Origin of the sequence: Aureimonas sp. AU22, assembly GCF_001463745.1 — a bacterium.
Lineage (GTDB): Bacteria > Pseudomonadota > Alphaproteobacteria > Rhizobiales > Rhizobiaceae > Aureimonas.
The window spans coordinates 1-26,340 of the sequence record NZ_BBWJ01000037.1 but is presented as its reverse complement, the minus strand read 5'-3'; the positions used below and the strand labels follow the sequence as shown (position 1 = coordinate 26,340).

General features: G+C 67.3%; 23 protein-coding genes and 1 tRNA gene. 12 read left to right on the top strand and 12 right to left on the bottom strand.

Annotation, left to right across the window (positions count from 1 at the left end; genetic code table 11):
• Nucleotides 1-15: 15 nt before the first annotated feature.
• The 4 genes from AUL34_RS12745 to AUL34_RS12730 form a co-directional block, all read right to left on the bottom strand.
• On the bottom strand, nucleotides 16-1,128 hold the full coding sequence (locus AUL34_RS12745) for an AbrB family transcriptional regulator (RefSeq protein WP_244492550.1): 1,113 nt from the start codon (nucleotides 1,126-1,128) through the stop codon (nucleotides 16-18).
• Nucleotides 1,125-2,294 carry a pyridoxal phosphate-dependent aminotransferase gene (locus AUL34_RS12740; protein WP_061934372.1) on the bottom strand — a complete coding sequence of 390 codons (1,170 nt, stop codon included), beginning with the start codon at nucleotides 2,292-2,294 and terminating at the stop codon, nucleotides 1,125-1,127. Before AUL34_RS12740 ends, AUL34_RS12745 begins: the two co-directional genes overlap by 4 nt.
• A gap of 108 nt (nucleotides 2,295-2,402) precedes the next feature.
• Nucleotides 2,403-2,861 (bottom strand): large conductance mechanosensitive channel protein MscL, encoded by a 459-nt coding sequence (gene mscL / locus AUL34_RS12735; RefSeq protein WP_061934370.1) that lies wholly within the window; start codon nucleotides 2,859-2,861, stop codon nucleotides 2,403-2,405.
• Nucleotides 2,862-2,962: 101 nt separating this feature from the next.
• Entirely contained in the window at nucleotides 2,963-3,400 is a 438-nt protein-coding gene (locus AUL34_RS12730) for a secondary thiamine-phosphate synthase enzyme YjbQ (protein ID WP_082653348.1), read from the bottom strand.
• Between the two features lie 67 nt (nucleotides 3,401-3,467).
• Here AUL34_RS12730 and AUL34_RS12725 point away from each other — a divergent pair, with 67 nt between their 5' ends.
• Genes AUL34_RS12725 through AUL34_RS12710 form a run of 4 tightly spaced genes read left to right on the top strand, consistent with a single transcriptional unit; the run spans nucleotide 3,468 to nucleotide 6,898 of the window.
• On the top strand, nucleotides 3,468-4,481 hold the full coding sequence (locus tag AUL34_RS12725) for an alpha/beta hydrolase (RefSeq protein WP_061934366.1): 1,014 nt from the start codon (nucleotides 3,468-3,470) through the stop codon (nucleotides 4,479-4,481).
• A 32-nt stretch (nucleotides 4,482-4,513) separates the two neighbouring features.
• Complete coding sequence (locus AUL34_RS12720; RefSeq protein WP_061934364.1) at nucleotides 4,514-4,867, top strand: DUF952 domain-containing protein; 354 nt, start codon at nucleotides 4,514-4,516, stop codon at nucleotides 4,865-4,867.
• Nucleotides 4,864-5,985, top strand: a complete 1,122-nt coding sequence (locus AUL34_RS12715) for a quinone-dependent dihydroorotate dehydrogenase (RefSeq protein WP_061934362.1) — start codon at nucleotides 4,864-4,866, stop codon at nucleotides 5,983-5,985. Before AUL34_RS12720 ends, AUL34_RS12715 begins: the two co-directional genes overlap by 4 nt.
• A 13-nt stretch (nucleotides 5,986-5,998) precedes the next feature.
• Nucleotides 5,999-6,898, top strand: a complete 900-nt coding sequence (locus AUL34_RS12710) for a histone deacetylase (protein ID WP_061934360.1) — start codon at nucleotides 5,999-6,001, stop codon at nucleotides 6,896-6,898.
• Between the two features lie 4 nt (nucleotides 6,899-6,902).
• Here AUL34_RS12710 and AUL34_RS12705 read toward each other — a convergent pair whose 3' ends face one another.
• From AUL34_RS12705 to AUL34_RS12695, 3 genes are all read right to left on the bottom strand, one after another.
• Nucleotides 6,903-7,172, bottom strand: coding sequence for a DUF6460 domain-containing protein (locus AUL34_RS12705; protein WP_061934358.1), 270 nt, complete (start codon nucleotides 7,170-7,172; stop codon nucleotides 6,903-6,905).
• 91 nt (nucleotides 7,173-7,263) lie between these two features.
• The gene (locus tag AUL34_RS12700; RefSeq protein WP_061934356.1) at nucleotides 7,264-8,931 is read right to left on the bottom strand and encodes a cisplatin damage response ATP-dependent DNA ligase; all 1,668 of its coding nucleotides are present in this window, start codon (nucleotides 8,929-8,931) and stop codon (nucleotides 7,264-7,266) included.
• 146 nt (nucleotides 8,932-9,077) lie between these two features.
• Entirely contained in the window at nucleotides 9,078-9,890 is an 813-nt protein-coding gene (locus tag AUL34_RS12695; protein ID WP_061934354.1) for an exonuclease domain-containing protein, read from the bottom strand.
• 178 nt (nucleotides 9,891-10,068) lie between these two features.
• On the opposite strand from AUL34_RS12695, the gene AUL34_RS12690 reads away from it, so the two are divergent.
• Together AUL34_RS12690 and AUL34_RS12685 are read left to right on the top strand one after the other, a co-directional pair.
• Nucleotides 10,069-11,022 (top strand): nitronate monooxygenase family protein, encoded by a 954-nt coding sequence (locus AUL34_RS12690; protein WP_061934352.1) that lies wholly within the window; start codon nucleotides 10,069-10,071, stop codon nucleotides 11,020-11,022.
• Nucleotides 11,023-11,115: 93 nt separating this feature from the next.
• A tRNA-Thr gene (locus AUL34_RS12685) sits at nucleotides 11,116-11,191 on the top strand.
• A 360-nt stretch (nucleotides 11,192-11,551) separates the two neighbouring features.
• Here AUL34_RS12685 and AUL34_RS12680 read toward each other — a convergent pair.
• The gene (locus AUL34_RS12680) at nucleotides 11,552-12,589 is read right to left on the bottom strand and encodes an NAD-dependent epimerase/dehydratase family protein (RefSeq protein ID WP_244492549.1); all 1,038 of its coding nucleotides are present in this window, start codon (nucleotides 12,587-12,589) and stop codon (nucleotides 11,552-11,554) included.
• A gap of 242 nt (nucleotides 12,590-12,831) precedes the next feature.
• On the opposite strand from AUL34_RS12680, the gene AUL34_RS12675 reads away from it, so the two are divergent.
• Together AUL34_RS12675 and AUL34_RS12670 are read left to right on the top strand one after the other, a co-directional pair.
• On the top strand, nucleotides 12,832-14,094 hold the full coding sequence (locus AUL34_RS12675; RefSeq protein ID WP_061934350.1) for a glycosyltransferase family protein: 1,263 nt from the start codon (nucleotides 12,832-12,834) through the stop codon (nucleotides 14,092-14,094).
• A gap of 2 nt (nucleotides 14,095-14,096) precedes the next feature.
• Complete coding sequence (locus AUL34_RS12670) at nucleotides 14,097-15,389, top strand: glycosyltransferase (protein WP_061934489.1); 1,293 nt, start codon at nucleotides 14,097-14,099, stop codon at nucleotides 15,387-15,389.
• Here the strand turns inward: AUL34_RS12670 and AUL34_RS12665 are convergent.
• Genes AUL34_RS12665 through AUL34_RS12655 form a run of 3 tightly spaced genes read right to left on the bottom strand, consistent with a single transcriptional unit; the run spans nucleotide 15,379 to nucleotide 19,759 of the window.
• Nucleotides 15,379-16,725 carry a nucleotide sugar dehydrogenase gene (locus AUL34_RS12665; RefSeq protein WP_061934348.1) on the bottom strand — a complete coding sequence of 449 codons (1,347 nt, stop codon included), beginning with the start codon at nucleotides 16,723-16,725 and terminating at the stop codon, nucleotides 15,379-15,381. The genes AUL34_RS12670 and AUL34_RS12665 overlap by 11 nt on opposite strands.
• Nucleotides 16,722-18,626: a glycosyltransferase gene (locus AUL34_RS12660; RefSeq protein ID WP_061934347.1), complete on the bottom strand. Its 1,905-nt coding sequence runs from the start codon at nucleotides 18,624-18,626 to the stop codon at nucleotides 16,722-16,724. The genes AUL34_RS12665 and AUL34_RS12660 overlap by 4 nt, the downstream gene beginning before the upstream one ends.
• Nucleotides 18,614-19,759 carry a glycosyltransferase family 4 protein gene (locus AUL34_RS12655; RefSeq protein WP_061934344.1) on the bottom strand — a complete coding sequence of 382 codons (1,146 nt, stop codon included), beginning with the start codon at nucleotides 19,757-19,759 and terminating at the stop codon, nucleotides 18,614-18,616. The genes AUL34_RS12660 and AUL34_RS12655 overlap by 13 nt, the downstream gene beginning before the upstream one ends.
• 179 nt (nucleotides 19,760-19,938) lie before the next feature.
• Here AUL34_RS12655 and AUL34_RS12650 point away from each other — a divergent pair, with 179 nt between their 5' ends.
• The 4 genes from AUL34_RS12650 to AUL34_RS12635 are packed head-to-tail and all read left to right on the top strand — an operon-like array spanning nucleotide 19,939 to nucleotide 25,254.
• Nucleotides 19,939-22,653 carry an ABC transporter transmembrane domain-containing protein gene (locus tag AUL34_RS12650; RefSeq protein ID WP_156420913.1) on the top strand — a complete coding sequence of 905 codons (2,715 nt, stop codon included), beginning with the start codon at nucleotides 19,939-19,941 and terminating at the stop codon, nucleotides 22,651-22,653.
• Between the two features lie 27 nt (nucleotides 22,654-22,680).
• Nucleotides 22,681-23,145, top strand: coding sequence for a cyclic nucleotide-binding domain-containing protein (locus tag AUL34_RS12645; RefSeq protein WP_061934340.1), 465 nt, complete (start codon nucleotides 22,681-22,683; stop codon nucleotides 23,143-23,145).
• A 25-nt stretch (nucleotides 23,146-23,170) separates the two neighbouring features.
• Nucleotides 23,171-24,013, top strand: a complete 843-nt coding sequence (locus AUL34_RS12640) for an MBL fold metallo-hydrolase (protein WP_061934338.1) — start codon at nucleotides 23,171-23,173, stop codon at nucleotides 24,011-24,013.
• Between the two features lie 8 nt (nucleotides 24,014-24,021).
• Complete coding sequence (locus tag AUL34_RS12635; protein WP_061934336.1) at nucleotides 24,022-25,254, top strand: adenylate/guanylate cyclase domain-containing protein; 1,233 nt, start codon at nucleotides 24,022-24,024, stop codon at nucleotides 25,252-25,254.
• Nucleotides 25,255-25,263: 9 nt separating this feature from the next.
• Here AUL34_RS12635 and AUL34_RS12630 read toward each other — a convergent pair.
• On the bottom strand, nucleotides 25,264-26,340 hold a 1,077-nt coding region (locus AUL34_RS12630; protein ID WP_061934334.1), incomplete at its 5' end, for an ABC transporter permease.

Genomic DNA, 26,340 nt, shown 5'->3' with positions numbered 1-26,340 from the left:
GCGGGCGCCTGCGCATCAGGCCTCGCGCGTCGGATCGTCCTCGGTATCGTGCGCTGCGGCGGCAGGAGCGGCTTCCTTTCGGATCATGCTCCCTTCCGTTTGCGCTCGCGGCAGGCGTCGAGCCAACACGGGGACCATGAGCGCGAGGCCAACGAAGCGCACAACGTGGTGTGCCGCGACGTAGGCGGGATCGAGGTTGAACTGGAAGGCGAGCACCGTCAGCGCCTCCAGCGCGCCCGGCGCATAGGCCAGCGCGATCTTGCCGAATGCGATGCCGAGCGTCGCGAATGCGGCAAGTCCCGCGAGCCCCGAGAGCCCCAAGCCGATCGCAAAAGCGCCGAGCGACGCCGTCAGCAGCTCCACCATGGCCTTGCGGTGCTCCGGCCGCAGACGGGCCCCGATGGAGCAGCCGAGCACGACGAGGGCGGGGATCGCGATCCAGGTCGGAATGGCGACAGGCGCGATATCCGTGCCGTGCAGGAAGGCACTGGCGAACAGGGCGCCGAGGATCAGCCCGCCGGGCAGCCGGCTGCGCACCCCGACGAAGGCGCACAGTGCGCAGAGACCCGCGAGCGTCGCATATTGAAGCGGCGTGCCGATGACCCCTCCGCGCAAGCCACCCTCTAGGACGTTTCCGCCTTCCAACCACGCAAGGAGCGGCGTCAGTGCGCCGATGAGCAGAAGCAGTCGGACCGACTGAACGACGATGATGCGGGTCATGTCGGCGCGCGTTTCCGACGCGGCGGCCAGCACGAAGGACATCGCCCCCGGCAACGAGGCGAACAGCGCGGTCTCGCGATCCCAACCGAAGACGCGCTCCAGGAACACCTTGGTCGCCACCACGATGAGCGCGACGCCGACCATCTGGATCGCGAACGACAGCGGCCAGAGCGCGAGCTGGTTGACCACATCCGGCGTGACGCCGGACCCTGCCTGGATACCCAGAATGAAGAAGGTGACATCGCGCAACCGGTCGGGTACGCGCAGCGTGAGGCCGGACAGGGTGGCGACGACGACGGCGAGCGTCGCCCCGAGAAGCCAGGCCACCGGCAGCTGAGCCATCGCGGCAAGGCCGCCGCCGATCGCTCCGATGGCGATCGTCAGCGCCGCCTGGGCGAAGCGGTTCAAGGCTGACGCCCGATCCACTCCACAAGTCGGGCGGCCGACATCTCGACCTGATCGAGCCGCCGGTGGAAGCAGGCCCGCAGGTAGCCCGGCGTCGTCGGCGCGAAGGCGGCCCCCGGTGCGAGGCCGACCAGCGCCTCGTCGGCGATGCGCAGCGCGGCCTGCATGCCGTCGTCGATCCCGTCGATCGCGAAGAAGGCGTAGAAGGCACCGTCCGGTGGCGCGATCGACACCCGGTTGGTTGCGGCGAGCGCCCCGGTGAAGATGCGGCGTGCCTCGCTGGCGCGCGCGACCTGGCTCGCCACGAACGCCTCGCCCTGCTCGATGGCGGCCACCGCGCCGCGCTGCATGAAGGTCGCAACGCCCGAGTTGGAATACTGGACGAGGTTCTCGATGAGCTGGCCGAAGGCCGCGGGCGCTTCGATCCAGCCGACGCGCCAGCCGGTCATCGCCCAGTTCTTCGAGAAGGAGTTGACGAAGACCAGCGCGTCCTCGTCGGTCATCGCATCGTGGAAGGACGGAGCGCGGGCGCCGGCGTAGAAGAACCGGCTGTAGATTTCGTCAGCCACCACGAAGACGCCGGCCTCGCGCGCGATGCCGAGGATCGACTGGATCGTCGCGGCATCGGCGGTCCAGCCCGTGGGGTTGTTGGGGGTGTTGACGAAGATCGCGCGGGTGCGCGGGGTGATCGCATCACGCAGCCGATCGAGATCCAGCTGCCACGCGGCGCCGTCCCAATTTAGCGCGACCTCGACGGCCCGTGCGCCGCAAACCCCTGCGGCTGCCGCGAAATTCGGCCAGAGCGGCGACACGAAGACGACCTCGTCGCCCTCGCCCGCAAGAGCAGTCAGCACGAGCTGGATCGCGTGCATGCCCGACCCGGTGACGAAGACGCGGTCGGCCGAGGTGGAGCGGCCGTAGAGGCGCTCGATGTAGCCGGCGATCGCCTGCCGCAGTTCGGGGATGCCGCGCTGCCAGGTGTAGAATGTCTCGCCGTCGCGAAGCGATTGCGCCGCCGCGTCAGCGATGAAGGCCGGTGTCGGCAGATCCCCCTCGCCGGCCCAAAGGGGAATCAGCCCTTCCCGGCCTCGAGCGTGGTTGATGACGGCGACGATTCCGCTTTCGGGCGCGGCGAGCGCAGCCGGACGCAGACGCTGGAGCAGGCTCATGACGGGCAGTCCCGGAGATCGGTTCGGACCGCCCGTGCTTCGCGGTCCGTTCAGCCGGGACTCGGTCTTTCCGTCCGGTTCGTCAAGTCTGAACCGGCAACGAAGACGCTAGAAGTCGCCGCCCGGCACCTGACCCGGCCGCACGCTGGACCGTCCGTTGGCCAGGAGATCGCGGATCTCCTCCAGAAGTTCCTGCTCGCGCGGCACCTCCTTGGCTTCCGAAGGCTTCGCCTCTTCCTTGCGCTTCAGGCGATTCATGCCCTTGACGACCATGAACAGCACGAAGGCGACGATCAGGAAGTTGATCGCTAGCGTCAGGAAGTTGCCGTAGGCGATCACCGCGCCCTGCTCGCGCGCCTGAGCGAGGCTGCTGGCGGTGACGTTGGAGCTCAACGCGATGAACTTGTTGGAGAAGTCGACGCCGCCCGACACGACGCCGACGATGGGCATGATGAGATCCGCGACGATCGAATTGACGAGGCCGGAAAAGGCCGCGCCGATGATGATGCCGATCGCCAGATCGACCATGTTGCCCTTGAGGGCGAACTCACGAAACTCCTTGAGCATGGCCTGTATCCCCTTTAGCCGACTCACGACCTCGTGAGATCAACGTATCGCAGGGGTGCGCGATTGCAACTGCCGGGCGAAACGATGCGCCGCAGGCGGTTTCAGCCGCGACCGGTTCCCAGGAAGTGCAGGACGACTTCCCGCCGGCGGGGATGGCTTCGATGCTCGAACAGATAGATGCCTTGCCATGTGCCCAGCACCATGCGCCCGCGCTCGACGGGAACGGACAGGCTCGTGTCGGTCAGTGCCGTCTTGACATGGGCCGGCATGTCGTCCGGCCCCTCGATCGTATGGACGTAGGGAGCGGTTTCGGGCGCCAGTCGGTCGAAGGCGGCAACGAGATCCGTTCGCACGTCGGGGTCCGCGTTCTCCTGGATCGTCAGCGAGGCCGACGTATGCCGGATGAAGACGGTCAGGAGGCCGTCGCCAGCCCCCTCCGACGCCAGGACGGCCGCGATCTCGCGCGTCATGTCGGTAAGGCCCCGCCCACGGGTCTGGATGCCCAACCGGTGGAGAAACTGCTGCGTGACCGATTGCATGATCGACTTATCCCTCGCGTGCCGTTCCATATGGCCTCCGGGCCGGACGCGGCGAGAGGAGAGACCGATGAGCGGCGACAACGGCCTTTGGGCGTCCGTCTTCCTCGAGCGCGACGACGAACTGCGCCGGCTGAACGCGGAGATTGCGGCTTTCCAGGCCAGTCGTCCGAGTCCCTGGTCCTTCCCGATCGATGTCGTGCGGGAGGCGCGACGACAAGGGCTCGGGGTGTTTCCAGGTGTTGCGCCGGACGGCAACGCTTCGGTCTTGGAACTGCCGACCGAGGACGGACGCACCGTCCCGATCCGCATCCTGCGGCCCGCCGACGGGCGCTCGCTCGGCACCTATCTGCACTTCCATGGTGGCGGATGGGTCTTCGGGGAGGCGGTCGAGAACGACCCGCGCCTGCGCCGCCTCGCGGATGCGACGGGGCTCTGCGTGGCCTCGGTAGACTACCGGTTGGCGCCGGAGCATCCCTTTCCCGCCGGCCCGGACGATTGCGAGGCGGCCGCCCTGGCGCTCGTCGCGGGACGGATCGCGGATCTGCCCACTAGCTTCCTTGCCATCGGCGGCGAGTCGGCCGGCGCCCATCTCTCCGTCCTGACGCTTCTGCGCCTGCGCGACCGTCACCAAGCCGCTCCCTTCCACGCGGCCAATCTGGTGGCGGGTTGCTACGACCTGTCCATGAGCCCGAGCGTGCGCAACTTCGGCGCGGAGCGCTTGATTCTCAACACGGACGACATCGCCGAGTTCGTGCGGCGCTGCGTGCCGGAAACGCAGGACGTTCGCGACCCCGCCGTGTCGCCGCTCTATGCGCGACTGGACGGCATGCCGCCGGCCCACTTCAGCGTCGGCACGCGCGACCTGCTTCTGGACGATACGCTGTTCATGGCCGCGCGCTGGCGTGCGGCCGGCAACGCAGCGGAGCTTCGCGTCCAGCCGGACGGGTGCCATGTCTACGAGACCTTCGCCAGCGAGGCGGGCACACGGTCCGAGCAGGCGATGGCGGATTTCCTCGTTCATCGGATCGCGAAGGTTGCATCATCGGGTCCGACGTCCGCGCTGGAGGCCGGCGCCGATTGACGGCGGCCGGCCCGTCTGGCAGGCGAATTCGCATGGAACAGCGCGCGCTCATCTTCAAACTCTCGCCCCGTTCGCAATGGCTGGAGGCGGAGGCTTCCGGCCGTTTCATCGGCGCGCCGGTCGACCTGAAGGACGGCTACATCCACTTTTCCACCGGCGCGCAGGTGCGCGAAACGGCGGCCAGGCATTTCGCGGGCGAGACCGCGCTGATCGTCGCCGCCGTCGACCCGGAGAAGCTCGGGCCGCCATTGAAGTGGGAACCGTCGCGCGGCGGCGACGTCTTTCCCCATCTCTATGGCGAACTGCCGATGGAGGCGGTCGTCTACGTCGCCGACGTGCCGCTCGGCGACGACGGGCGCCATGTCTTTCCGGGAAGCGTGCGATGAGCCGGGCCTTCTACGACGTCGCCCGGCCCCTGCTGTTCAAGCTCGACGCCGAGCGCGCGCACGGCCTGTCGGTGGAGGCGCTGAAACGCGGTCTCGTGCCGCGGCGCAACCGACCGATCGATCCGCGGCTGCGCACCGACGTCGCGGGCCTCTCGTTCCCCAATCCGCTCGGTCTGGCCGCCGGATACGACAAGAACGCCGAAGTTCCGGACGCCGCGCTTCGGCTGGGTTTCGGCTTTGTCGAGATCGGCACGGTCACACCCCTGCCCCAGGAGGGCAATTCGAAGCCACGCGTCTTCCGCCTGCCCGAGGTTTCCGCCGTCATCAATCGTCTCGGCTTCAACAACCATGGGCATGCCGACGTCGCCGAGCGGCTGGAGGCACGTTCGCGCAAGGCCGGCATCGTCGGAGTGAACATCGGTGCCAACAAGGATGCGCAGGATCGGATCGCCGACTACGTCGCCGGCATCCACCGCTTCGAGGCGCTGTCGAGCTATCTGACGGTCAACATCTCGTCGCCCAACACGCCGGGCCTTCGCAAGCTGCAGCAAGGTTCCGACCTCGACCGGCTGCTGGAATTCGTCATGGCCGCGCGCGACGGCGCAGCGGCGATCGCCGCCACCAAACGTCGACCGGTGTTCCTGAAAGTCGCGCCGGACCTTTCGGAAGACGAGATCTGGGCCATCGCCGACACTGCCAAGCACCGCAAGGTGGAAGGGCTGATCGTCTCCAACACCACCTTGTCGCGGCATGGCGTCGAGGGCCGCATGCATGCCGACGAGGCCGGCGGCCTTTCCGGGCGCCCGGTGTTCGATCGCTCCACCTATGTGCTGGCGATGTTCCGCCGCGCGATGGGACCGGATGTTCCGCTGATCGGCGTCGGCGGCGTGGAGAACGCGTCGACCTTCCTGCGCAAGATGGAAGCCGGAGCCGATCTCGTCCAGCTCTATACGGCCCTCGTCTACCGCGGACCGGGCCTTCCGATCCGCATCCTCAACGACCTGTCGCGCCATCTCGACCGCGCCGGCATCGATACGATCGCCAGCGTTCGCGACAGCCGGGTGGACGAGATCCTGTCCGGCGGCCCGCCTCTGGGCTGGGAGGTCCGGCGGCCGTGAGGGACTGAAGCCGGTGGCGCTCGCGATCGTCCACCACCCGGCCTTCGATGCGCAGTTCAACGAGGCGCACCGCTTTCCGATGTCGAAGTTCACGCGCCTCGCCGCCATCCTCGTCGAGGACGGACTGGCCCCGAACGGCTTCTTCCAGCCGATCCCGGCGCCCGAAGGGTGGCTCGAACTCGCCCACGACGCCGCTTACGTCGATGCCGTGCTCACCCAGCGCGTGGACAAGGCGACCGAAAAGGCCATCGGCTTCGCGGTGGACGAGCGGGTCGCGCGGCGGTCGCGCCTTGCCACCGGCGGCACCGTTCTTGCGGCGCGCCTCGCGCTGGAACGCGGGCTGGCCTGCAACACGGCGGGCGGCAGTCACCACGCCGCCCGCCAGGGCGGTGCCGGCTTCTCGGTCTTCAACGATGTGGCGGTGGCGGCCTGCGTCCTCATCGCGGACGGCGAGGTCGGCCGGGCGCTGGTGTTCGACTGCGACGTCCATCAGGGCGACGGGACGGCGCGGATCTTCGCGGACGACCATGCGGTCCTGACCGTCTCGATCCACGGCGAGCGCAACTACCCGCATCCGAAGGCCGTATCGGACATCGATCTCGGCCTGCCGGACGGGACAGGCGACGACGCTTATCTTGCCGTCCTGCCCGATCTCCTGCAGACGGCCTACGACAGAGCGCGACCCGAGATCGTGTTCTACAATGCCGGCGTCGACCCGCATGCCGAGGACAGGCTCGGCCGGCTGTCCCTTACCGACGCGGGGCTCGCCGAGCGCGACCGGCGCGTCATCGGTTTTTTCCGCGATCGCGGCGTGCCCGTCGCCGGCGTGATCGGCGGTGGCTACTCCAGGGACATCGAGGCGCTGTCGCGCCGCCACACGATCCTGCATCGCGTGGCGAGCGAGTTCGACTGAGCCGTCACCCGCGCCCCGTCTTCAGGAGACGGGAGACGATGAAGACCGGCACCACCACGGCCGCGCCGAGGAGCACGTAGTCGATCACGCGGTTGAGCGACCCGAAGACGCTCACCCAAGCCCACTGGACGAAGTCCTTGATCCAATCCACGATCTCGTAGGGGCGGATGTCGAACCACGACAGGAGGATGCCCACGAGCAGCGAGATCACCAGAAGCCGGACGATCACGGCCAGCGGCGAGCCGCCCAGGAATGTCGTCACGCGATCCGCCATGTCGGTCCTCTTCGTTCCAGTCCGACTTCGAGGTAGAGGGCGGATTGTGGCGATGCAAGCACCCCGCCCGTCACAGGTATGAACGCACGCCTCAGCCGTCGATCATCGCCTGCAGCGTTTCCAGACGGTCGGCCTCGGCGGCCGGCTTGTCCCACCGCAGGCGCGACACGCGCGGGAAGCGCATGGCAACGCCCGACTTGTGGCGGCTCGAGCGGGCCAGCCCCTCGAACGCCACCTCGAGGACAAGCCCGTGGTCCGGGTCGGCGCGCACCGAACGCACCGGACCGAACCGCTCGATCGTGTTGTCGCGGATATATTTGTCGAGTTGCTTCAGCTCTTCATCGGTGAAGCCGAAATAGGCCTTGCCGACCGGCACGAGCTCCGGCTGGTCCTCCGGCCCCGTCCAGACCCCGAACGTATAGTCCGAGTAGAAGCTCGACCGCTTGCCGTGGCCGCGCTGGGCGTACATCAGCACCGCGTCGATCAGATGGGGGTCCTGCTTCCATTTGAACCAGGGCCCCTTGGGACGGCCCGGCACGTAGGAGCTGTCCCACCGCTTCAGCATCAGCCCTTCGATCACAGGATGAGGTGGATCGGCGCGCAGCCGCGTGAGGTCCTCGAAACGCTCGAACGGGACGAAGGGCGAGATGTCGAAGCGGCTCGGCTCGAGCCCTGCCACGAAGGCGTCCAGCCTTTTCCGGCGTTCGGCGAACGGCAGCGCGCGCAGGTCCTGCGTCCCATCCTGCAGGAGATCGTATGTGCGCAGGAACACCGGATGCTTCTTCATCACGGCGGCGGACACCGTCTTGCGGTTCAGCCGCTGCTGAAGGTCGGAAAAGGTGCCGACCACGATATCGTCGCGCACCGCGCCCTGGTGCGGATGCACGGCCGGGCGCCCGCTTCCCTTCGCGGCGGGACGCGCCACGAGAAGCTCGCCGTCGAGCGAGCCCTCAAACGTCATGAAGTCGAGAAGATCGGGAAAGGCGCCCGATACGTCGTCGCCGGTGCGCGAATACAGCCGCTTGACCCCGCGCTCCACCGTCGCCTGGACGCGAATGCCGTCCCATTTCCATTCGGCGGCGTAGTCGTCCGCATTGATCCGCCCGTAATCCGGCTCCTCCAGCGGTTGCGAGAGCATGACCGGGCGGAACGGCGAGGCGGCGGCCGAAACGGGTTTCTCGGCCCGCCCTTCCAGCCAGTCGAAGAGTTCGAGATACGGCACCTCGAGCCCGTGCCACAACTCCTCGATCTCGACGATGTCCTTCGATCCGAAGTCGGCCAGTGCCTGCTTGGCAAGGCGCGAGGAAACGCCGATGCGCATGGCGCCGGTCACGAGCTTCAGCAGCGCATAGCGCCCTGACGAGTCTAGCTTGTCGAGCCAGTCCTCCACGAGGCGTGGCCCTTCCGCCCGCGTCGCGGCATCCAGCTCAGTCACGACCTGTTCGAGGGTCGGCGTGTCGTTGCGGCGCAGAACCTCTCCGTCATGCGGCGCAGGCCAGACCAGCGCGATCGTCTCCGCGAGATCGCCGACATAGTCGTAGGAATAGCCGAACAGCACCTCGTCCATGCGTTCGGTCATCAGGTCTCGCAGCATCGCAGGCTTCACGGAGCGGATGCCGAGTTCGCCCGTGATGGCCGCCAGCGCGTACCCGCGCTCCGGATCGGGGACGCTGCGGAAATGGTCGGCCATCAACCGCAGTTTCCCGTTGCGGGACGGCGTCAGGACGAGACGGTCGAGGAGATCGGCAAAACGCTGCAAGAGGGCTGAACCCGGTGTCGGTCGACCCTTCTAGATAGCTCCGGCCCACGGATCGGCCAGCACATGGCGACCCTATCGTCGCAGGCGTTCCGCCGCGTGCCGGTCGGGCAGCCCCTTTCGGCCGTCGGCGTTCGATCCACCGACCGCTACGCCGTCACCGGCAGCGGACGTGCGATCGCCGCCATCGCGGCGCGCTCGCGCAGGGCGACGTGATGTTTCGCGGTAAAGACCGCATCCGCATCCATCCCCGGCTCCCGCACGAGCCATTCGAGGTAGTCGGTCGGCACCTCGCGGATCGGCACGTGCTTGTGGCGTCCGAACCGCAGGCGCGCCAGAAGCGCCGGTTCGGCGGACACCCGCTCGGCGCGATCAAGGAAATCCGCCGCGTCCGCACAGCGCGGCATCAACTCCTGCGCGATGCGGCGCAGGAGCACGGCCGTGCAGAGCGCGTCATACAAAGCGCGATGCGCGTGCGAATCGCGCAGGCGGTCCGCCACGTCCGAAAGATCCAGCGGCACATACTTCACCAGCGACTGGAGCCCGTGCGCCCGCACCTCGGGAAACGCACGCAGCGCCAGCTTGTAGGTGCAGAGCCATCGGCCCGGCAGCGCCAGACGCGACCGGTCGAACGACGCGCGCTGCGCGGCATAGATCGGAGCCCCCGCGAACCGCGACCGGGCCGTCGCGAAATCGGGCGCGCCCGCCAGCATCTCGTCCGAGATCCGATGCACGCGGCGCGCGCCGGGCGAGATTTCGACACCGCCGGGATCGACCAGACTTTCGCGCGGATCGAAGATCGCCCCGGCGGAAAGGTCGACGTCGACCGATCCGATCTCGATCACCGCATCGTCCTCGAGCCGATGCCCGGCCGTTTCCACGTCGATCACGCGAACCACGAGGTCGGGCATCCCGGCAAACAGGCTGGGCGTGGCGGCGACGGGAGGGAAAAGATCCGGCATGCGGGATATATCGGCGTTCCCGCCCGCCGACGCCAGTGCGGCGCAGGATCGCGATCGGCCGGGTGCGGTCTCCTCGACCGACGGGATCGGGGCGGCGTTTCCCCTTAAGCATCCTTGGCGCATCGCCCGGATCGGGCTAAGGCTTGCCTTACGTTTACGTCAATGATGGAGCGATGCCATGACCCTGCCCCCGATCCTGCAAGGACGCCTCCGGCTTCCGCTCATCGGCGCGCCGCTCTTCATCATCTCGCATCCGGCACTCGTGATCGCGCAGGCGCGCGCCGGGGTCGTCGGGGCCTTTCCCGCCCTCAACGCGCGGCCGGCGGCACAGCTCGACGACTGGCTTTCCGAAATCGCCGAAGCGCTTCGGGCGCCCGGTCCGGACGGAAGGCAGCCCGCACCGTTCGCGGTGAACCAGATCGTCCACCGTTCCAATACGCGCCTCGAAGCCGATCTTGCCGTCTGCGTGCGCCACAAGGTGCCGATCGTGATCACGTCTCTCGGAGCGGTCGAGGAGGTCAACCAGGCCGTCCATTCCTACGGCGGCATCGTGCTCCACGACGTCATCAACGACCGGTTCGCCCACAAGGCGATCGAGAAGGGCGCGGACGGTCTTGTGGCGGTGGCCGCGGGTGCGGGCGGACATGCCGGCACGCTCTCTCCCTTCGCGCTCGTCGCGGAAATCCGACGCTGGTTCGACGGCCCGCTCTTCCTGTCCGGTGCCATCGCGACGGGTGCCGGCATCCTCGCCGCTCAAGCAGCGGGTGCCGACGGCGCCTATGTCGGCTCCGCCTTCATCGCAACCGAGGAAGCCCGCGCCGACGAGCGCTACAAGGCCGCCATCGTCGCCGGTCGCACCCAGGACATCGTCTACTCGAACCTCTTCACCGGCATCCACGGAAACTACCTGCGCGCTTCGATCGAAGCGGCGGGTCTCGACCCCGAGCACCTCCCGACGAGCGATCCGTCGAAGATGGATTTCGGTGCCGATGGCGGCGCGAAGGCCTGGCGCGACATATGGGGCGCCGGCCAAGGCATCGGTTCGATCGACGCGGTCACCTCGGTCGCCGCCCTCGTCGACCGTCTCGCCGCCGAATACGACACGGCGCGCGCCCGTCTCGCCCTGCGTTGAGCTCGGCTCCACATTCGGGCTCGAACCCGCTTGAAACGCAAACGCTTTGGCGCTATCAGAACGCCATCCGCCGGGCACAACCGCTTCGGCCGGGCCGCTTTAGCTCAGTCGGTAGAGCACATCATTCGTAATGATGGGGTCAGGTGTTCGAATCACCTAAGCGGCACCATTTTTTCCTGACTGACTACTTCGGCATTTGGAACGCGCTGGCCTGTCGGCGAGGTTGACCATGGGTTGTCTGGGAAGTGGTGTTTTGGGCAACACCATTACGAACCCCTGACAATCCGTTGACAACTAAGCCTCCAGAACGACTGCTGGTCCGCGATGTCGAGGCGCTGGTACCGGCGTGGGGGTTGCAGTTCGCGACATCCGTCCCTGGATGCGGGGATGCGGATGCTCTTTGCGTGCTGCTCCGAGCCTCCAAACCAGATCCTGCAGGGAACTCGGACAATCCGACGAGACGCGCACTAACTCCCACGCGGCCCGCCTAACGGATCGGCTCACGGGCCAGCGGACGCCAAAGCAATGTTCAAACAGCGTGGTAGTGCCTGAACCAGGTCACGAACGATGCCAATCCGTCCGCGATGTCGGTGGAGGGGACGAAACCGATGGCCTCGCGCAGACGCGTCGTGTCGGCATAGGTAAGCACCACTTCGCCCGGCTGGCGTGGCCGGTGGACCTTCGGCGCCTCGCGCTCGAGAAGACGCTCCAACGTGTTGACGAAGTCGAGCAGCCCGATCGGCCGGGCGTTTCCGATATTGTACAGGGAATGCCTGGTCTCGGCGAACGATGCGCGCGCCGCGATACCACGATCGAGCAGGCGGACCACCGCCTCCACGGCGTCGTCGATATAGGTGAAATCGCGCCGCATGGCTTCTGCCTCGTGCAGCGCGATCGGGCGCCCGGCCAGGATGTCTCGGGTGAAGCTGTAATAGGCCATGTCCGGCCGACCCCAGGGACCGTAGAGCGTGAAGAAGCGCATTCCGACGCAGGGAATGTCCTCCAGACCTGAGAACGCCTGCGCCATCAGTTCGTTGGCCCGCTTCGTGGCAGCATAGAACGAGGCGGGTCGATCGCTTCGATCGTCCTCGTGATAGGGGACCGGCGATCCGACGCCGTAGACGGAGCTCGACGACGCGTAGGCGATGAGTTGCGGCCGCACGCGCCGACACGCGTCGAGGACGGAGACGAAGCCGTCGAGGTTCGGCCGCGCATAGGCCCAGAGGTCTCCGCTCGGGTTTCGTACGCCCGCCCGCGCCGCCAGATGGACGACGATGTCGGGGCGGAACCGCTCCATCAGCTCGAAGAACGCCGTGCCTTCGCTGAGATCCAGCTCGTGGAAACGAAAGCCGCGCTCGTGAATCAGTCGCTCGAGCCGCGCGCGTTTGAGCGCGGGGTCGTAATAGGGGTCGAAGTTGTCGATGCCCAGGACCTCCCGGCCCTCCTGCAGCAGCCGGAGCGAAAGGTGATGGCCGACGAAACCGGCGGTGCCGGTGACGAGAACGCGTTGGATGCGAAACCTCCCGGCAGTCTGCCGCCAGCTCGGACGCTGCAGGCCGTCTTGCACGCGACCCTGCGTCCTTTCGATTCGCAGTTCCTAGCCGGAACGGGGCGCCGAAAGAAGCCGGCGCCCGAGTTCGTCCGTCGATTCCGGACGTGCGAGGAACATGCCATACAGGCCGGGAAAGGCGCCGTGCCGGACCGCAGCCGGCGCAAGGCGTATTTTCCGCTTTCGCCAATCGCGCGCCTCTGTCGTATAACGAACCCCCGCAGACAATCGGTCTCGCGTCGGAGGCCTGGAAATCTTTGATGTCGATCACACCCCTCAGGACGCCTCATCCGGCACGCTCGGGCGGCCCGCGCATCCTGATCTACAGCCATGACACGTTCGGCCTCGGCCACATCCGTCGATGCCGCGCCATCGCCAACCGACTGGCTCTCGGCCTCGATCGGCCCTCGATCGTCATCATATCGGGATCTCCCGTGATCGGCAGCTTCGAGTTCGGCGACGGGATCGACTTCGTGCGCGTGCCCGGCGTTGTGAAGCTGCCGGACGGCACCTACTCCACGTCCAGCCTCTCCCTCGACCTCGAAGAAACCGTTCGCATGCGCGAAGCCATCATTATGGCGACCGCGCGGGGTCTCAAGCCCGACATCCTGATCGTCGACAAGGAGCCCACCGGCTTTCGCGACGAGCTTCTCCCGACGCTTCAGTATCTCAAGGGCGTGGGAACCCGTATCGTGCTCGGACTTCGCGACATTCTCGACGAGCCGGCAGTGATCGTGCCCGAATGGGAGCGCAAGGATGCGCTGTCCGCGCTGGAGCGCTTCTACGACGAGATCTGGGTCTACGGACTGCCCGAGATGCACAAGCCGCTCGATGCCTTCGACCTCCCGCCAGCCGTGGCGGAACGGATCGTCTATACCGGCTACATCCGCCGCGAACTGCCGCCCCGGCCCCAGACGACACGCTATCCACGCCTGACCCGCGAGCCGTTCGCGCTCGTCACGACGGGGGGTGGCGGCGACGGCGAGGAACTCATCGACTGGGTGATCTCGGCCTACGAAGCCGATCCCACGATCCCGCTCGGCGCATTGCTGGTGTTCGGACCCTTCATCCCGCGTGCGCGCCGTGCCCTCTATATCGAGCGTGTCGCGACACTGCCCCGCGTGGATGCCATCACCTTCGATTCCAAGATCGAGCACCTCATGCATCGCTCCGAAGGGGTGATCGCGATGGGGGGATACAACACGTTCTGCGAGATCCTGTCCTTCGACAAGCGTGCGCTGATCGTGCCCCGGCGGACGCCTCGCCTGGAGCAGACGATCCGCGCCGAGCGGGCGGCGGAGCTCGGTCTCATCGCCATGCTGGACGGGGCGATGCTGGAGCCCGGAGCCCGGCGCGACCCCGGCGTCATGGGCGAGGCGATCCGCGCCCTCGCGCAACAGCCGCTGCCGTCGCAGAGCTTTCCGGCTGGCCTGATGGAAGGACTCGACCGCATCGAGATCGCGGCGCACGGGCTCCTGGCGGACGGATATTCCGGGGCGGACCGTGGCGCGGTTCGGGCGTGAAGATGGACATTCGAACGAGGCCGGATACGCACGGCCCGGCCGCCCGTCGCCTTCCGATCGTGGTGAAGGGGTACCCTCGCCTTTCCGAGACCTTCATCGCGCAGGAAATCCTGGCTCTGGAGGAGGCAGGTTTCCTCGTCGAGATCTGGTCGTTGCGCCGACCGACCGACAGCGCGCGCCACGAGCTTCACAAACGCATACGGGCGCGGCTTCACTACCTCCCGGAATATCTCTACCAGGCGCCGCGGCGGGTGCTCGCAGGCCTTCTCCATGCGCGGCAGCTGCCGGGTTGGGGTGCGTTCCTGTCCACGGCCCTGCGCGACCTGCGGCGCGATCCGACGCCCAATCGCATGCGCCGGCTCGGACAGGCGCTGGTCCTGGCGCGCGAACTCGATCCCGAGCTCGCGCATCTCTACGTGCACTTCCTCCACACGCCCGCTTCGGTCGCTCGATACGCCGCGCTGCTACGCAACGGCACCTGGAGCTTTTCGGCGCATGCGAAGGATATCTGGACGACCCCGGAGTGGGAAAGACGCGAGAAGATCGCCGCGAGCCGCTGGGGCGTAACGTGCACACGGCAGGGCTACGCAGAGCTCATGCGCCTGTCCCCGACGGACGACCCCGGCCGGGTTCGGCTCGCCTATCACGGGCTGGATCTGACGCGCTTCCCACCGCCCCCCCAGCGAACCGCGCGGCGCGACGGCCATGATCCTCAAGATCCCATCCACCTCGTGAGCGTCGGGCGGATGGTGGCGAAGAAGGGCTTCTCGGACCTCCTCGACGCGCTCGCGATGCTGCCCGCGGACCGACACTGGCGCCTCGTCCATATCGGGTCGGGCGAATTGAAGGATCAGCTCAAGGCACAGGCGGAACGGCTGGGCATCGCCGGTCGCATCGAATGGAAGGGCTCGCAGCCGCAGGACGGCGTGGTGAAGGCACTGCGCGAGGCCGATCTCTTCGTGCTCGCCTGCCGCGAGGGGGATGGCGGCGACCGCGACGGCCTACCGAACGTCCTGATGGAGGCCGCATCGCAGAAACTCGCAATCGCCTCGACGAACTACGCGGGCGTGCCGGAATTCGTCACGGACGGCGCGAACGGTCGTCTCGTCCCCCCCGGCGATGCCGCCGCGCTGGCCGCTGTGCTGGCCGAACTGATCGCCGATCCGGATGCGCGAGAGCGTCTGGGCGCGGCCGCGTTCGCCACGCTCGTCGATCAATTCTCACTCGACGGCGGAATCACGACGCTGAAGCGCCTTCTCCACGACAGCCTGATGGACGTCGAACTCACGCCTTGACGACGCGCGTGAGGTCGAGGTTCCGCTTGGCGAAGACGTTGCGCGTGTCGAGACCGAGTCGCATGTGGCGCGCCACGAGCGCGTAGTCGACGTCGTCGTGGTCGGTCGCGATCAGGATGGCGTCGAAGCCCGCGATCGCGTCTGCGCTCAGGTCGATCGACCGACGCCCCGCCAACTGCGCGTGCTCCCGGGTCGGGCCGATCTCGGGCACATGCGGGTCGTGGTAGCTTGTCTGCGCGCCCCGGTCCTCCAACAGCTCGATCAGCCGGAACGAAGCGCTTTCGCGCGTGTCCTCGACATTGCGCTTGTAGGCAACGCCGAGCACGAGAATGCGGGCGCCGTTGAGGCCGAGACCGAAGCGGCGATCCAGCGCTTCGGCCAGGCGATCCACCACGTGGCGGGGCATGGCCGTGTTGATCTCCCCGGCCAGTTCGATGAACCGCGTGGGAACCTCGAACTCGCGTGCCTTCCAGGCGAGGTAGAACGGATCGATGGGAATGCAGTGCCCTCCGAGGCCCGGCCCGGGCTGGAACGGCATGAAGCCGAAGGGCTTGGTCGACGCCGCGGCGATGACGTCCCAGACGTCGATGCCCATCGCGCCGTAGACGACCTTCAACTCGTTGACGAGCGCGATGTTGACCGACCGGAAGATGTTCTCGGTGAGCTTCACCGCTTCCGCCACGGCCGGGCTCGATACGGGCACCGTGGACGCCATCGCCGCACCGTAGAGCGCCTCGGCCAGCCGCAGCGCATCCGCTCCGTCGCCGCCGACGATCTTGGGAATGTCGCGCGTTCCGTAGTTCGGATTGCCGGGGTCTTCGCGCTCGGGCGAGAAGGCGAGGAAGAAGGTTTCGCCCGAGCGCGCGCCACCCTCTTCGAGAATGGGCCGCACGAACTCCTCCGTGGTCCCCGGCCAGGTCGTCGATTCCAGCACCACGAGCTGTCCGGGCCGCAGGGTCCTGGCGATCTGACGGCTGGCAAGCTCGACGAAGGACAGGTCCGGCTCGCGCTGGCGCGTCAGCGGGGTCGGCACGCAGATCAGGATCGCATCCGCCTCGCCGAGCCGGGCGAAGTCCGCGGTGGCCTCGAAGCGGTCTTCATCGAGCGCCGTTCGGATCGCATCCGCCGCGATGTGCCGGATACCGCTCTCGCCCCGATTGAGCAGCGCGACGCGACGCTCGTCGATGTCGAAGCCGAGCACGGGGAAACCCGCACGGCACAACGCCAGCGCCAGCGGCAACCCGACATAACCGAGCCCGATCACGGCGACGCGCGCGCGTCGTTCCGTGATCAACCGCCCGAGCGCGATCGCCGCCGCGTTCGCTTCCTGGCTCATGCCCTTGTCCCCTCGTCTGGTATTGCGGCCGCAAACACGGCATCCGTGCGCATCCAACGGATTCCGGGATGAACGGCAAGGCGGGACAACAGCGTCTCCGTGAAGTGCCAGATCCGATCGTCATGGACGAGGTGGTGCGTCAGGAGGCCGATCGACTCCTCGCGCCCGAGATCGCGGACAAGCTTCGTCAGAATGTCCACCTCGTCGGCCAGCCCGCGGCCCTGCCGCCAGGCGATCGGGTCGCAATGCGTGTTGACGATGCACAGCCCATCCAGGGCGGCGCCGGCGCGCGGACCGAAGGTCGAAAGACCGCGATAGCCGATCGCGGACAGCTCCGGGACGAGGGCGGCATCGATCCGGTTCCAGGGCGGCACGAGAACCGGCAGCACCCGAGCGCCGAAGCGCGTCCGCAGATCTTCGAGACCGTCCGTCAGCGCAGTCAGAAGGTCCCCGATGGGCCGAAACCCGAGTTCGCAGCTCTTCATGCCCGTCGGCGCATGGTTGGCATGCTCGATGCCGTGGACGAGTACAGCGAGATCGTCTCCCTCGCGGCGCAACCGGGCTGCCAGCCTGTCGGTGGCGAGCCGCGGGCTGATCGCAAGCGCCAGCGGCATGCCGAGGCGCGCGCGCAGGTCGAGCAAGCGGTCCAGCGCCTCCGTCGGCTCGGCCGCGTCGTCGTCTCGCCACCAGACCGTAGCCGGCCGCCCGCCTTCCGCTAGCGTTTCGAGCTGCCGGTCGAGGGCAGCCCAGGCTGCCCGGACCTCCTGCGCCCGCGTACCGGCTTCCCGTATCAGCGCGACGCTTCGCGCAACGCCCGCGGTATCGATCGCGGGCGCGGCATCGACCGGCAGCGAACGCGCCGCGTCGACGGCACGCAGAAGCGTCTGCGGCGCCAACTCGCGTGCCGGCAGGAGCACGGCGAGGCCGGATGCCGCGAGCCGCGCCGCCCGGAGAGCCTGCTCGCGCTCGCCCGCTTCTTCGAAGGGCACCAGAACGGCGGGCGTTCCGGCCGCTGCGAGATCGAGGACCGTGTTGTACCCGCTTTGGCTGACGGAAACAGCGGCCCGCGAGAGGAGCGCGCGGAAGTCACGTCGGGCGCGTTCCACCACGAGGCGCGGATGGGCTCGTTCCGCCAGATGCCGGAACGCGTCGTCCGGCACGCCGTGACCGACGAGGACGCGCCAGCTCAAACCATCTGCGTCGAGATGCGAGGCCGCGACGGCGGCTTCGAACAGGGGAAGACCCGCCGTCCCTCCGCCGCCCGAGACGATGATCTCATCCGTCCGCTCCTGCGGCTTGTCGCCGGAAGCTCCGTCCGTGATGTAGCCGGTGTAGCGCAGGCGCGACCCCAGTCGCTCGCCGACCGGCCAGGACGCCTCCAAAGGGACGGCGGCCGGATCGCCGTGAACCAGGACGCCGTCGTAGTACCCCGCAACCACGGCGTCGGCCTCCGCCGCTTTCGCCGCGCGCGACGGCGGGTTCAGGATGTCCCGGATCGAGGCAAGGAGCGCGGGGCGATCGGGACGCTCCCAGACTGCCCGCACCAGTGCCTCGAACTCGCCGCGCAGAGAGCGGCGGCCGAAGGGATAGGTTTCGGTCACCACCACGTCCGGCACGAAGCGACGGAAGGCGGCGAGAAGCGCATCGCGCCGCGCCGCCTTTCCCGCATCGTCGAGAACCGTCCCCGCGTCCGTCCAGAGCGTTCGGAAATCCGCATCCCGGCAATGCACGGCCGGGAGTTGCACGACGTCGACGCCCTTGAGATCGAGGTGGGGCACAGGTCGACCGCCGGTCGCAAGGCACACCTCGTGTCCGCGGACGACCAGCCCCCGGGCCAGTTGAGCGGCGCGCGCGAGATGGCCGACGCCCAGGAGATGGGTGACCGCGATCAGGACGCGCACGACACCGTCCCTGCCCGCAGAAGAGGCCGAAGCGCCGCCGACAATCGACCAACCGCCTCCTCGAAACCGTGTCGCCCCGTTGCCCGCGCGCGCGCGCCTTCCCCAAGGCGCCGAAGAAGCGCCCGGTCGTCGGCAAGGCGGCTCAGACCTTCGGCGAAACCCGTGCAGTCCCCGGCGTCCACGAGGAGACCGGAAACGCCGTGCTCCACGACTTCGCAAACGCCGCCATAGCGCATCGCAAGAGCGGGTCGGCCGTGCCTGGCCGCCTCGAGATAGGACATGCCGAATGCCTCGTTGAAACCTGGCCACACCAGAAGATCGGCGGAGCGGTAGACGTCGTTGAGCCGATCGGGATCGGTGACGAGCCCGTGGAAGCGCACGCGTTCGGGCCAGGGCGCGAATGCGGCCTCGACCATGGTGCGCGCGGTGCCGTCCCCGCAGATCTCCAGCGACCAGTCGGCGTCGACCTCAGTGAGCGCCTCCGCCAGCAGACGATACGATTGCAGCTTGTCGGGCGGCCGCATCATGGCGACGGCGACGAGCCGCAAGGGGCCTGTCGACGACAGGGGCGCCGGTGCCGTCGTCGCCGCACCCGCGACGAAGGGAGGCAGATGGGCGAGACCCGCGTCGCCCCCTCGAAGCGCGGCAAGACCCGGCCCGTCGCGTCGGTTGAGGACGAGATGGAGATCGGCCGCCCTCGCCGCGACGGCCGAGGCCTCGTGCAACCGGGCGTAGGGCCCATGCCGCCGCTTTTCGGCATGCGAGGCTTCCGCGAGGACATAGGGGATGTCGAGCGCGCGCGAGACCGTCGGCCCGAGGAGGTCGGGCGCCTTGTAGTAGCTGTGATAGGTGAACCAAAGGCGGGGACGTCGCTCGCGCGGCAGGTTCGCGACCGCCTCGACAAGCCGCTCGGCTTCCCGGCGACCGCGATCGAGGATCTCGGTCTGGTCGCCTCCATCGCGCGAGAACGCCCGGAATGTGCTGGCTACACGCGGGTCGAAGCCGGCGGACCGTAGGCCCGACATGAGAAGACGCGCAACCGTGCGATCCCCCGAGGGTACGGGATCGTCCGGCGACTTCAGCGGAGCGTAGAAGAAAAGCGGAGGGCGAGCCGCCATCAAGTCGATTGGCATAGCCCATTCGCCGAGATCATCGAGTGGAAAACCTACCTGACGCGGATCGCGTCCACAAGGGTTCGAGCGCCTCGGGAAGCGCCGCCGCGGTCCGCATTCCGCCCGTCTTGACGGACGCCGAGCTTCCTGCGCTCCTGCCCACGAAATCCACCAAGCCTTTCGAAGCAGCAGCGCATCCCATGGCGACCTCCCTGTATCGCTACATCTGGCGCCACACGCGCCGCGACCAGATCTGGATGCTGGTGGTGGTCATCCTGTCCATCATTCCGTTCTTCCTGTCGCTGAACCTGCCCAAGCTCATCATCAACGGCCCGATCCAGGGCGACGGCTTCGGGTCGCCCGGATCGACCGTGGACTACTTCCGGCTCACGATCCCGCTCCCCGGCTTCTTCGGTGGTCCGGACGAACTCGTGCTTCTGGACGGCACGCCGTTCGAGCGGCTGGAGGCGCTGTTCGTCCTGTCGTCCCTGTTCCTGCTCTTCGTGATCGTGAACGGGGCCTTCAAGTTCTATCTGAACACCTACAAGGGGCGCCTCGGCGAGCGCATGCTGCGCCGCATGCGCTACGAGATGGTGGACCGCGTCCTGCGCTTTCCCATCCGGCAGTTCCGGCGGGTGCGGCCGGCCGAAGTCGCCTCGATGATCAAGGACGAGCTGGAGCCGATCGGCGGCTTCATCGGCGACGCCTTCGTGCAGCCGCTCTACCTCGCCAGCCAGATCCTGACGGCGATGATCTTCATCTTCCTCCAGAGCTGGACGCTCGGCGCCGTCGCCTTCGCGGTGACGGCCTTCCAGGCGCTGCTGATCCCGCGCATGCGCCGCCGGCTGCTGGTGCTGGGCCGCGAGCGGCAGCTGACCGCCCGGCGGCTGGCCGGCTCGGTCGGCGAGATCATCGAGAGCATGCCGACGATCCGCACAAACGACACGTCCAACATCGTGCGGGCCCGCATCTCCGAGCAGCTCGGGCGCATCTTCCTGATCCGCTTCGACATCTACCAGTGGAAGTTCTTCGTCAAGTTCCTGAACAACTTCCTCTCGCAGGCGACACCGTTCATCTTCTACATGTTCGGCGGATATTTCGCGATCCGCGGCCAGATCGACATCGGCGAACTCGTCGCGGTGATCGCGGCCTATCGCGAGCTGCCCGCACCGCTCAAAGACCTCATCGACTGGGACCTGATGCGCCTCGACGTCGACGTGAAGTACGAACAGGTCGCCCAGCAGTTCGAGATCGACGGCCTGCTCGACCCGGCGACGCAGGCCGCCGGCAGGACCAGCCCCGAAACCCTGGAAAGCGGGTTCCACCTGATCGACGCGACGATCCGCGACGATACCGGCGCGACGCTTGCGAGCGGGATCACGCTCGAACTGCCGCTCCAACAGCGCATGGTCGCGGTGGGGCCGCTCGGTGAGGGCGCCGAGAGCGTCGCGGAAGCGCTCGCGGGCCTCGCTCCCCTCGCCTCGGGCGCGATCACGCTCTCGAACCGCCCCCTAGCGGCCTGGCCGGAATCCGTAACCGGACGCCGCCTCGCTTATGCCGAGGCCGCGCCCTACTACCCGCGCTCGACCCTTCTCGAGGCCCTGCTCTATCCGCTGATGCACTATCCGCTGGAGGACGCCGCCGAGCCCCGGACGCGCACGGAAGCGCAGACCCGAATGGAGGCGAAGGCTTCGGGCAACATGGTGCTCGACGCCGGCGCGGACTGGGTGGATCGGATGGTCCTGCCGGCGGAGCCGGACGGCGAGATCAGGCGGATCGAAGAGGTCGTGGCGACCGTGGAGTTGAGCCGCGACATGACGCGCATCGGTCTCTCCGGTCGCGTCCCCGCGCAGCTTACCGGCCAAGCGAGATCGAAGGTGGTCCGGGCGCGCAGACAGTTTGCCGAACGGCTTCGGGAAGCAGGCCTGGAAGCGGTCGTGGAACGCTTCGACCCGGCCGCGTTCATCAGCCATGCGACGCTTTTGGAGAACCTCGTCTTCGGCGCGTCTCGCGAGGACGAACTCGTCGCCACCCGCCTCCTTGTTCGCTCGGATGCCCGACGCGTTCTGGAACAGACCGGCCTCGACCGGACCCTGGTCGAAATGGGACGCAAGATCGCGGTGACCCTCGTGGAAATGTTCGGCGAACTCAGCGCGGACGATCCGCTGCTGCGCCGCATGGACATCATCAAGGCCGAGGACATCGACTTCTACCGGCAGCTCGTGATGCGGTTGGGAATGACGGGGCGCCCCGCCGAGACGAGCGAGGACCGTGGCGCTCTCATCCGGCTGGCGCTTGCCTATGTCGAGCCCCGCTACCGCCTCGGCCTCGTGGATGACGGGCTTCGCGCGCAGGTGATCGAGGCCCGCGACATCTTCCATGCGACGGCGTCCGCGATGGTGCGTGAGAGCGTCGTGTTCTACGATCCCGAGCACTTCAACTCGGCCGCGACGCTTCAGGACAACATCGTCTTCGGCCGCGTGGCCAACGCGACGCCCAAGACGAGCGCCATGATCGATGCACTTCTCGCCGAGACGATCGGCGCGTTCGATCTCGGCTCCGTCCTGCTGCGCACGGCGCTCGAGTTCGATGTGGGCGCCGGCGCCAAGCGGCTCAGTCTCGGTCAGCAGCAGAAGCTGACCCTGGCACGCGCTCTCCTGAAGACACCGGACTACCTCATCGCCAATCGTTGCCTGTCGTCGCTCGACGCCGACACGCAGGCACGCATCCTCAGGGCGGTTCTCGAACAGTCGCGCGACCCGCAGCGTCCGTTCGGCATGTTCTGGGTACCCTCGGCGCCCGTGGACGAAGAACTTTTCGACCGCATCGTGCGTTTCGAACGTGGACAGGTCACAAGTGACAGTCTTGCCGATCAGCGCCGCGTCGGCCTATCCTTTCCTGCCAAGGCGCAATGACTTCGAGGACGCCCCGGAGCAGCCATCATGAGTCTTCTTGTCGATGAAGTGGAAGTTCTTCGTCGGGCGCCGCTGTTCCAAGGGGTGGCACTCAGCCGTCTGAAGCTTGTGGCCTTCACTTCGCAGGTCATGCGCTTTTCCGGCGGCGACGCGCTGTTCCACCAGGGCGACGTCGGCGACAGCGCCTATCTCATCCTGTCGGGCGAAGCGATCGTGGTGGCCGAATCGCCGATCGGCGAGATCGAGCTGGCCCGCCTCGGGCCGAACGAGGTCGTTGGCGAGATCGGCATTCTTTGCGACATCCCGAGGACCGCCACGGTGCGGGCGGCGGGTGATCTCGCGACGCTGCGCATGGGGAAGGAATGCCTGTCGGACATGATGGACGCCTTCCCGTCCATGGCGCGCGTCATGCTTCGGGAAATGGCGATGCGATTGAATCGAACGTCGGCCGAACTCGTATCGGCGCGCGCCGCGGCAGCGCAGCTCACGTGACGCCGTGAGGACTGCCGAGGACGGAATGCGCATGGTCGTTTGGGGCGCACGGGGAACGCTTCCCTTCGCTCCCGACGACCCTTCCCAGTTCGGCGCGCGGACCTGCTGCGTCTCGATCGAAGCGGAAGGACGGATGCTCGTCTTCGATGCCGGCACCGGCATCGTCGATCTCGGCAACCGGATCATGGCATCGGACCAGCGCGAGATCGACCTTTTCCTCGGGCACGCCCACTACGATCACGTCATCGGGCTGCCCTATTTCGCCCCCTTCTACCATCCCGGCTGCCGCATCCGGATCCATGCCGGCCACATGCAGGACGGCCGCAGTTGCCGCGAACTCCTGGCGGATTTCCTGCGCCCGCCGTTCCACCCGGTCGGCCTGGAGAAGTTCAAGGCCGACATCGACTACGTGACCTTCCGGCCGGGGGATCTCTTGCGTCCCGGCCCCGGGATCGAAATCACGACGCACGAACTCCACCACCCCAACGGCGCCGTCGCCTATCGTGTCGTGTCAGCCGGGCGGTCCATGGTCTACGCGACGGACCACGAACATCGGCCGGGCAAGCGAGACGCCGCGCTGGAAGGCTTCTTGAGCGGTGCGGACGTCCTCGTCTTCGACACCACCTTCACCGATGCCGAGATGCAGACCTACGCGGGCTACGGGCATTCGAGTTACGAGGAAGGCGTGCGACTGGCCACCTATGCCGGTATCGAGCACCTCGTTCTGTTCCACCATTCCCACAAGCGCCGCGACAGCGACCTCGCGCAGATCTTGCGCGAGATGCAGGCATTGAGACCGGGCGTCGTCGCCGGACGGCCGGGGCTCGAGATCATGCTCTCGGCCTTGCGCCGCGAAGCGGAAGCATAGAAACCGCGATGGTGCTCAACACTACCAAGATCCTCGAGATCGGCGACTGGCTCCTGCATCAGGCGCTCGCGGAAAAGCCCCTGGAGTCGATGCTGGAGGGCCTGGCGCACAAGCTCAATCGCGTCGGCGTCCCGATCGACCGGTGCCGCATGACCTGGTCGACCCTTCATCCCCTCTTCGAGGCGGAAACGGTGCTCTGGACCGTAGGACGGGGCATCGACACCAAGCGCTTTCTTCATCAGGAGGAATCGTCGCCCGAATATCTCCGCAGCCCCATCAAGTGGATGCTGGATAACGGCGCGACCTTCCTGAGGGGCCGGCTCGACGTGACCGGCGCCCTTCCCTTCGACCTCTACGAGGAACTGCGGAGCGACGGTTTCACCGATCTCATCGGCCTTCGCACCGAGATGTTCATGGGCCGATCCGTGCTGCCGCTGCGCGAGGACGATCTCGGCCTCTACGTGACCTGGGCCACCCGCGCGCCCGGCGGCTTCCACGACACTGTAGTGGAGATCCTGCAGCAGCTCCAGCGCTACATGGCGCTCGCCTGTAAGCTCGGCATCTATCCCCGCCTCATCACGAGCGTTGCCGACACGTATCTTGGACCCACCATCGCGCGCGAGGTCTTGGGCGGTCACATCCGTCTGGGAAGCGGCAGTCAGGTCCGGGCGCTGGTCTGGTATTCCGATCTCAGAAATTCGACCGGCCTTGCGGAAGACCTCGGCGAGGATCGTTACCTCTCGCTTCTCAACGACTACTTCGAGTGTTCCGGCCACGCCGCGATGGAAGCGGGGGGCGAGATCCTCGCCTTCATCGGCGATGCGGTGCTGGCCGTCTTCCCGATCCAAGAGGACAAGCTCACGCAGCAGGACGCGATCCGGCAGGGCGTCGAGGCCGCGCGCGCGGCCCGAAGCGCGCGCCGCGAGATCAATGTCAGGCGTCGTGAAGCGGGCGAGATCGAGTTCGATTTCGGCATCGCGCTTTGCGTCGGCGAGGTACGGCTCGGCAATATCGGCATCCGCCAGCGCCTCTCCTTCTCCGTGATCGGGCCGGCCGTCAACGAGGCAGAGCGGATCGAGAAGGAAACGAAGCGCCTCGGTGTGCCGGTGCTCGCGACGGAAGACATCGCGGGAGCCCATGCGCCGCAATGGCGCGAGGTCGGGCACTTCACCCTGCGGGGAACCCACCACACCACCGCCCTCTACGGCCTTCTCTCCGAAGACGCCACGTCTTGGCTTTAAGCCGTCCCGTCAGTCCGACAAGGGATCCAGCGCGTCGCGCAGCCCGTCGCCAAGGAACGAGAAGGCGAGAACCGTCGCCATGACGGGCGCCATGGGCAAAAGCAGCCAGGGATACAGCACCACCGCCTCGATGTTCTGGGCTTCCGTCAGGAGCACGCCCCAACTCGTGATCGGGGCGCGAAGACCGAGATTGAGGAAGCTTAAGGCCGTCTCGGCCAGGATCATCGAAGGGATCGCGAGCGCCGCCGAAACCACGATATGGCTCATGAAGTTGGGCAGGAGATGGCGCGCGATGATGCGCGTCGGACCCGCCCCCATCATCTCGGCGGCGGCGACGAAATCCTCCTCGCGCAGGGACAGAAGCTTCGACCGCACGGCGCGCGCCAGTCCCGGCCATTCCAGGAACGCGAGGATGCCGGTGATCGCGAAGTAGACCAGAAGCGGGCTCATGGTCACGGGGAGCGCCGCGGACAACGCGAGCCAGATCGGCAGATGGGGCAGCGAGCGCAGGATCTCCGTCACGCGCCCGAGCCAGAAGTCGGCCCAGCCGCCGAGGTAGCCCGCGATGCCTCCGAACAGCAGGCCGAGTGCGAGCGTCAGCGTGACGCCGAGAAGCCCGATCGTCAGCGAGATCCTTGCTCCATGCACCAGCCGCGAGGCCATGTCGCGCCCAAGGCGGTCCGACCCGAGAAGAAAGGCCGTGCCGCCTTTCGGCGCGCAGTAGAGGTGGCGATCTCCCTCCCAGAGACCCCAGAAGCGGTAGGGCTCGCCTCGGCAGAAGAACCGGAGCGGCATCGGCGCCGAGCGGTCCTGCACATAGCGGCGCTGCAGCGTGTCCATGTCGAGCGAACCGTTCATCGCGTAGACGAAGGGCCCGACGAACCGACCCTCGTGGAAGAGATGGATCGGCTGCGGCGGCATGAAGATGTGGCGTGTGTCGCGCGTGGCAACGCCTGTCGGCGCGACGAATTCGGCCGTGGCCGCGACGAGGTAGGCGGTGACGAGGAACACGAGCGAGAGCACGGCGAGACGGTGGGCGCGCAGCCGCCACCAGAAGAGCCGGCGGCTGCTGGCGCGGGCGTATTC

Excerpts from the sequence above, each read along its gene's own strand:
- AUL34_RS12740 (WP_061934372.1), bottom strand. The coding sequence starts at position 2,294 with ATGAGCCTGCTCCAGCGTCTGCGTCCGGCTGCGCTCGCCGCGCCCGAA.
- mscL (WP_061934370.1), bottom strand. The coding sequence starts at position 2,861 with ATGCTCAAGGAGTTTCGTGAGTTCGCCCTCAAGGGCAACATGGTCGAT.
- AUL34_RS12730 (WP_082653348.1), bottom strand. The coding sequence starts at position 3,400 with ATGCAATCGGTCACGCAGCAGTTTCTCCACCGGTTGGGCATCCAGACC.
- AUL34_RS12725 (WP_061934366.1), top strand. The coding sequence starts at position 3,468 with ATGAGCGGCGACAACGGCCTTTGGGCGTCCGTCTTCCTCGAGCGCGAC.
- AUL34_RS12720 (WP_061934364.1), top strand. The coding sequence starts at position 4,514 with ATGGAACAGCGCGCGCTCATCTTCAAACTCTCGCCCCGTTCGCAATGG.
- AUL34_RS12715 (WP_061934362.1), top strand. The coding sequence starts at position 4,864 with ATGAGCCGGGCCTTCTACGACGTCGCCCGGCCCCTGCTGTTCAAGCTC.
- AUL34_RS12705 (WP_061934358.1), bottom strand. The coding sequence starts at position 7,172 with ATGGCGGATCGCGTGACGACATTCCTGGGCGGCTCGCCGCTGGCCGTG.
- AUL34_RS12695 (WP_061934354.1), bottom strand. The coding sequence starts at position 9,890 with ATGCCGGATCTTTTCCCTCCCGTCGCCGCCACGCCCAGCCTGTTTGCC.
- AUL34_RS12690 (WP_061934352.1), top strand. The coding sequence starts at position 10,069 with ATGACCCTGCCCCCGATCCTGCAAGGACGCCTCCGGCTTCCGCTCATC.
- AUL34_RS12675 (WP_061934350.1), top strand. The coding sequence starts at position 12,832 with ATGTCGATCACACCCCTCAGGACGCCTCATCCGGCACGCTCGGGCGGC.
- AUL34_RS12670 (WP_061934489.1), top strand. The coding sequence starts at position 14,097 with ATGGACATTCGAACGAGGCCGGATACGCACGGCCCGGCCGCCCGTCGC.
- AUL34_RS12665 (WP_061934348.1), bottom strand. The coding sequence starts at position 16,725 with ATGAGCCAGGAAGCGAACGCGGCGGCGATCGCGCTCGGGCGGTTGATC.
- AUL34_RS12655 (WP_061934344.1), bottom strand. The coding sequence starts at position 19,759 with ATGCCAATCGACTTGATGGCGGCTCGCCCTCCGCTTTTCTTCTACGCT.
- AUL34_RS12650 (WP_156420913.1), top strand. The coding sequence starts at position 19,939 with ATGGCGACCTCCCTGTATCGCTACATCTGGCGCCACACGCGCCGCGAC.
- AUL34_RS12645 (WP_061934340.1), top strand. The coding sequence starts at position 22,681 with ATGAGTCTTCTTGTCGATGAAGTGGAAGTTCTTCGTCGGGCGCCGCTG.
- AUL34_RS12640 (WP_061934338.1), top strand. The coding sequence starts at position 23,171 with ATGCGCATGGTCGTTTGGGGCGCACGGGGAACGCTTCCCTTCGCTCCC.
- AUL34_RS12635 (WP_061934336.1), top strand. The coding sequence starts at position 24,022 with ATGGTGCTCAACACTACCAAGATCCTCGAGATCGGCGACTGGCTCCTG.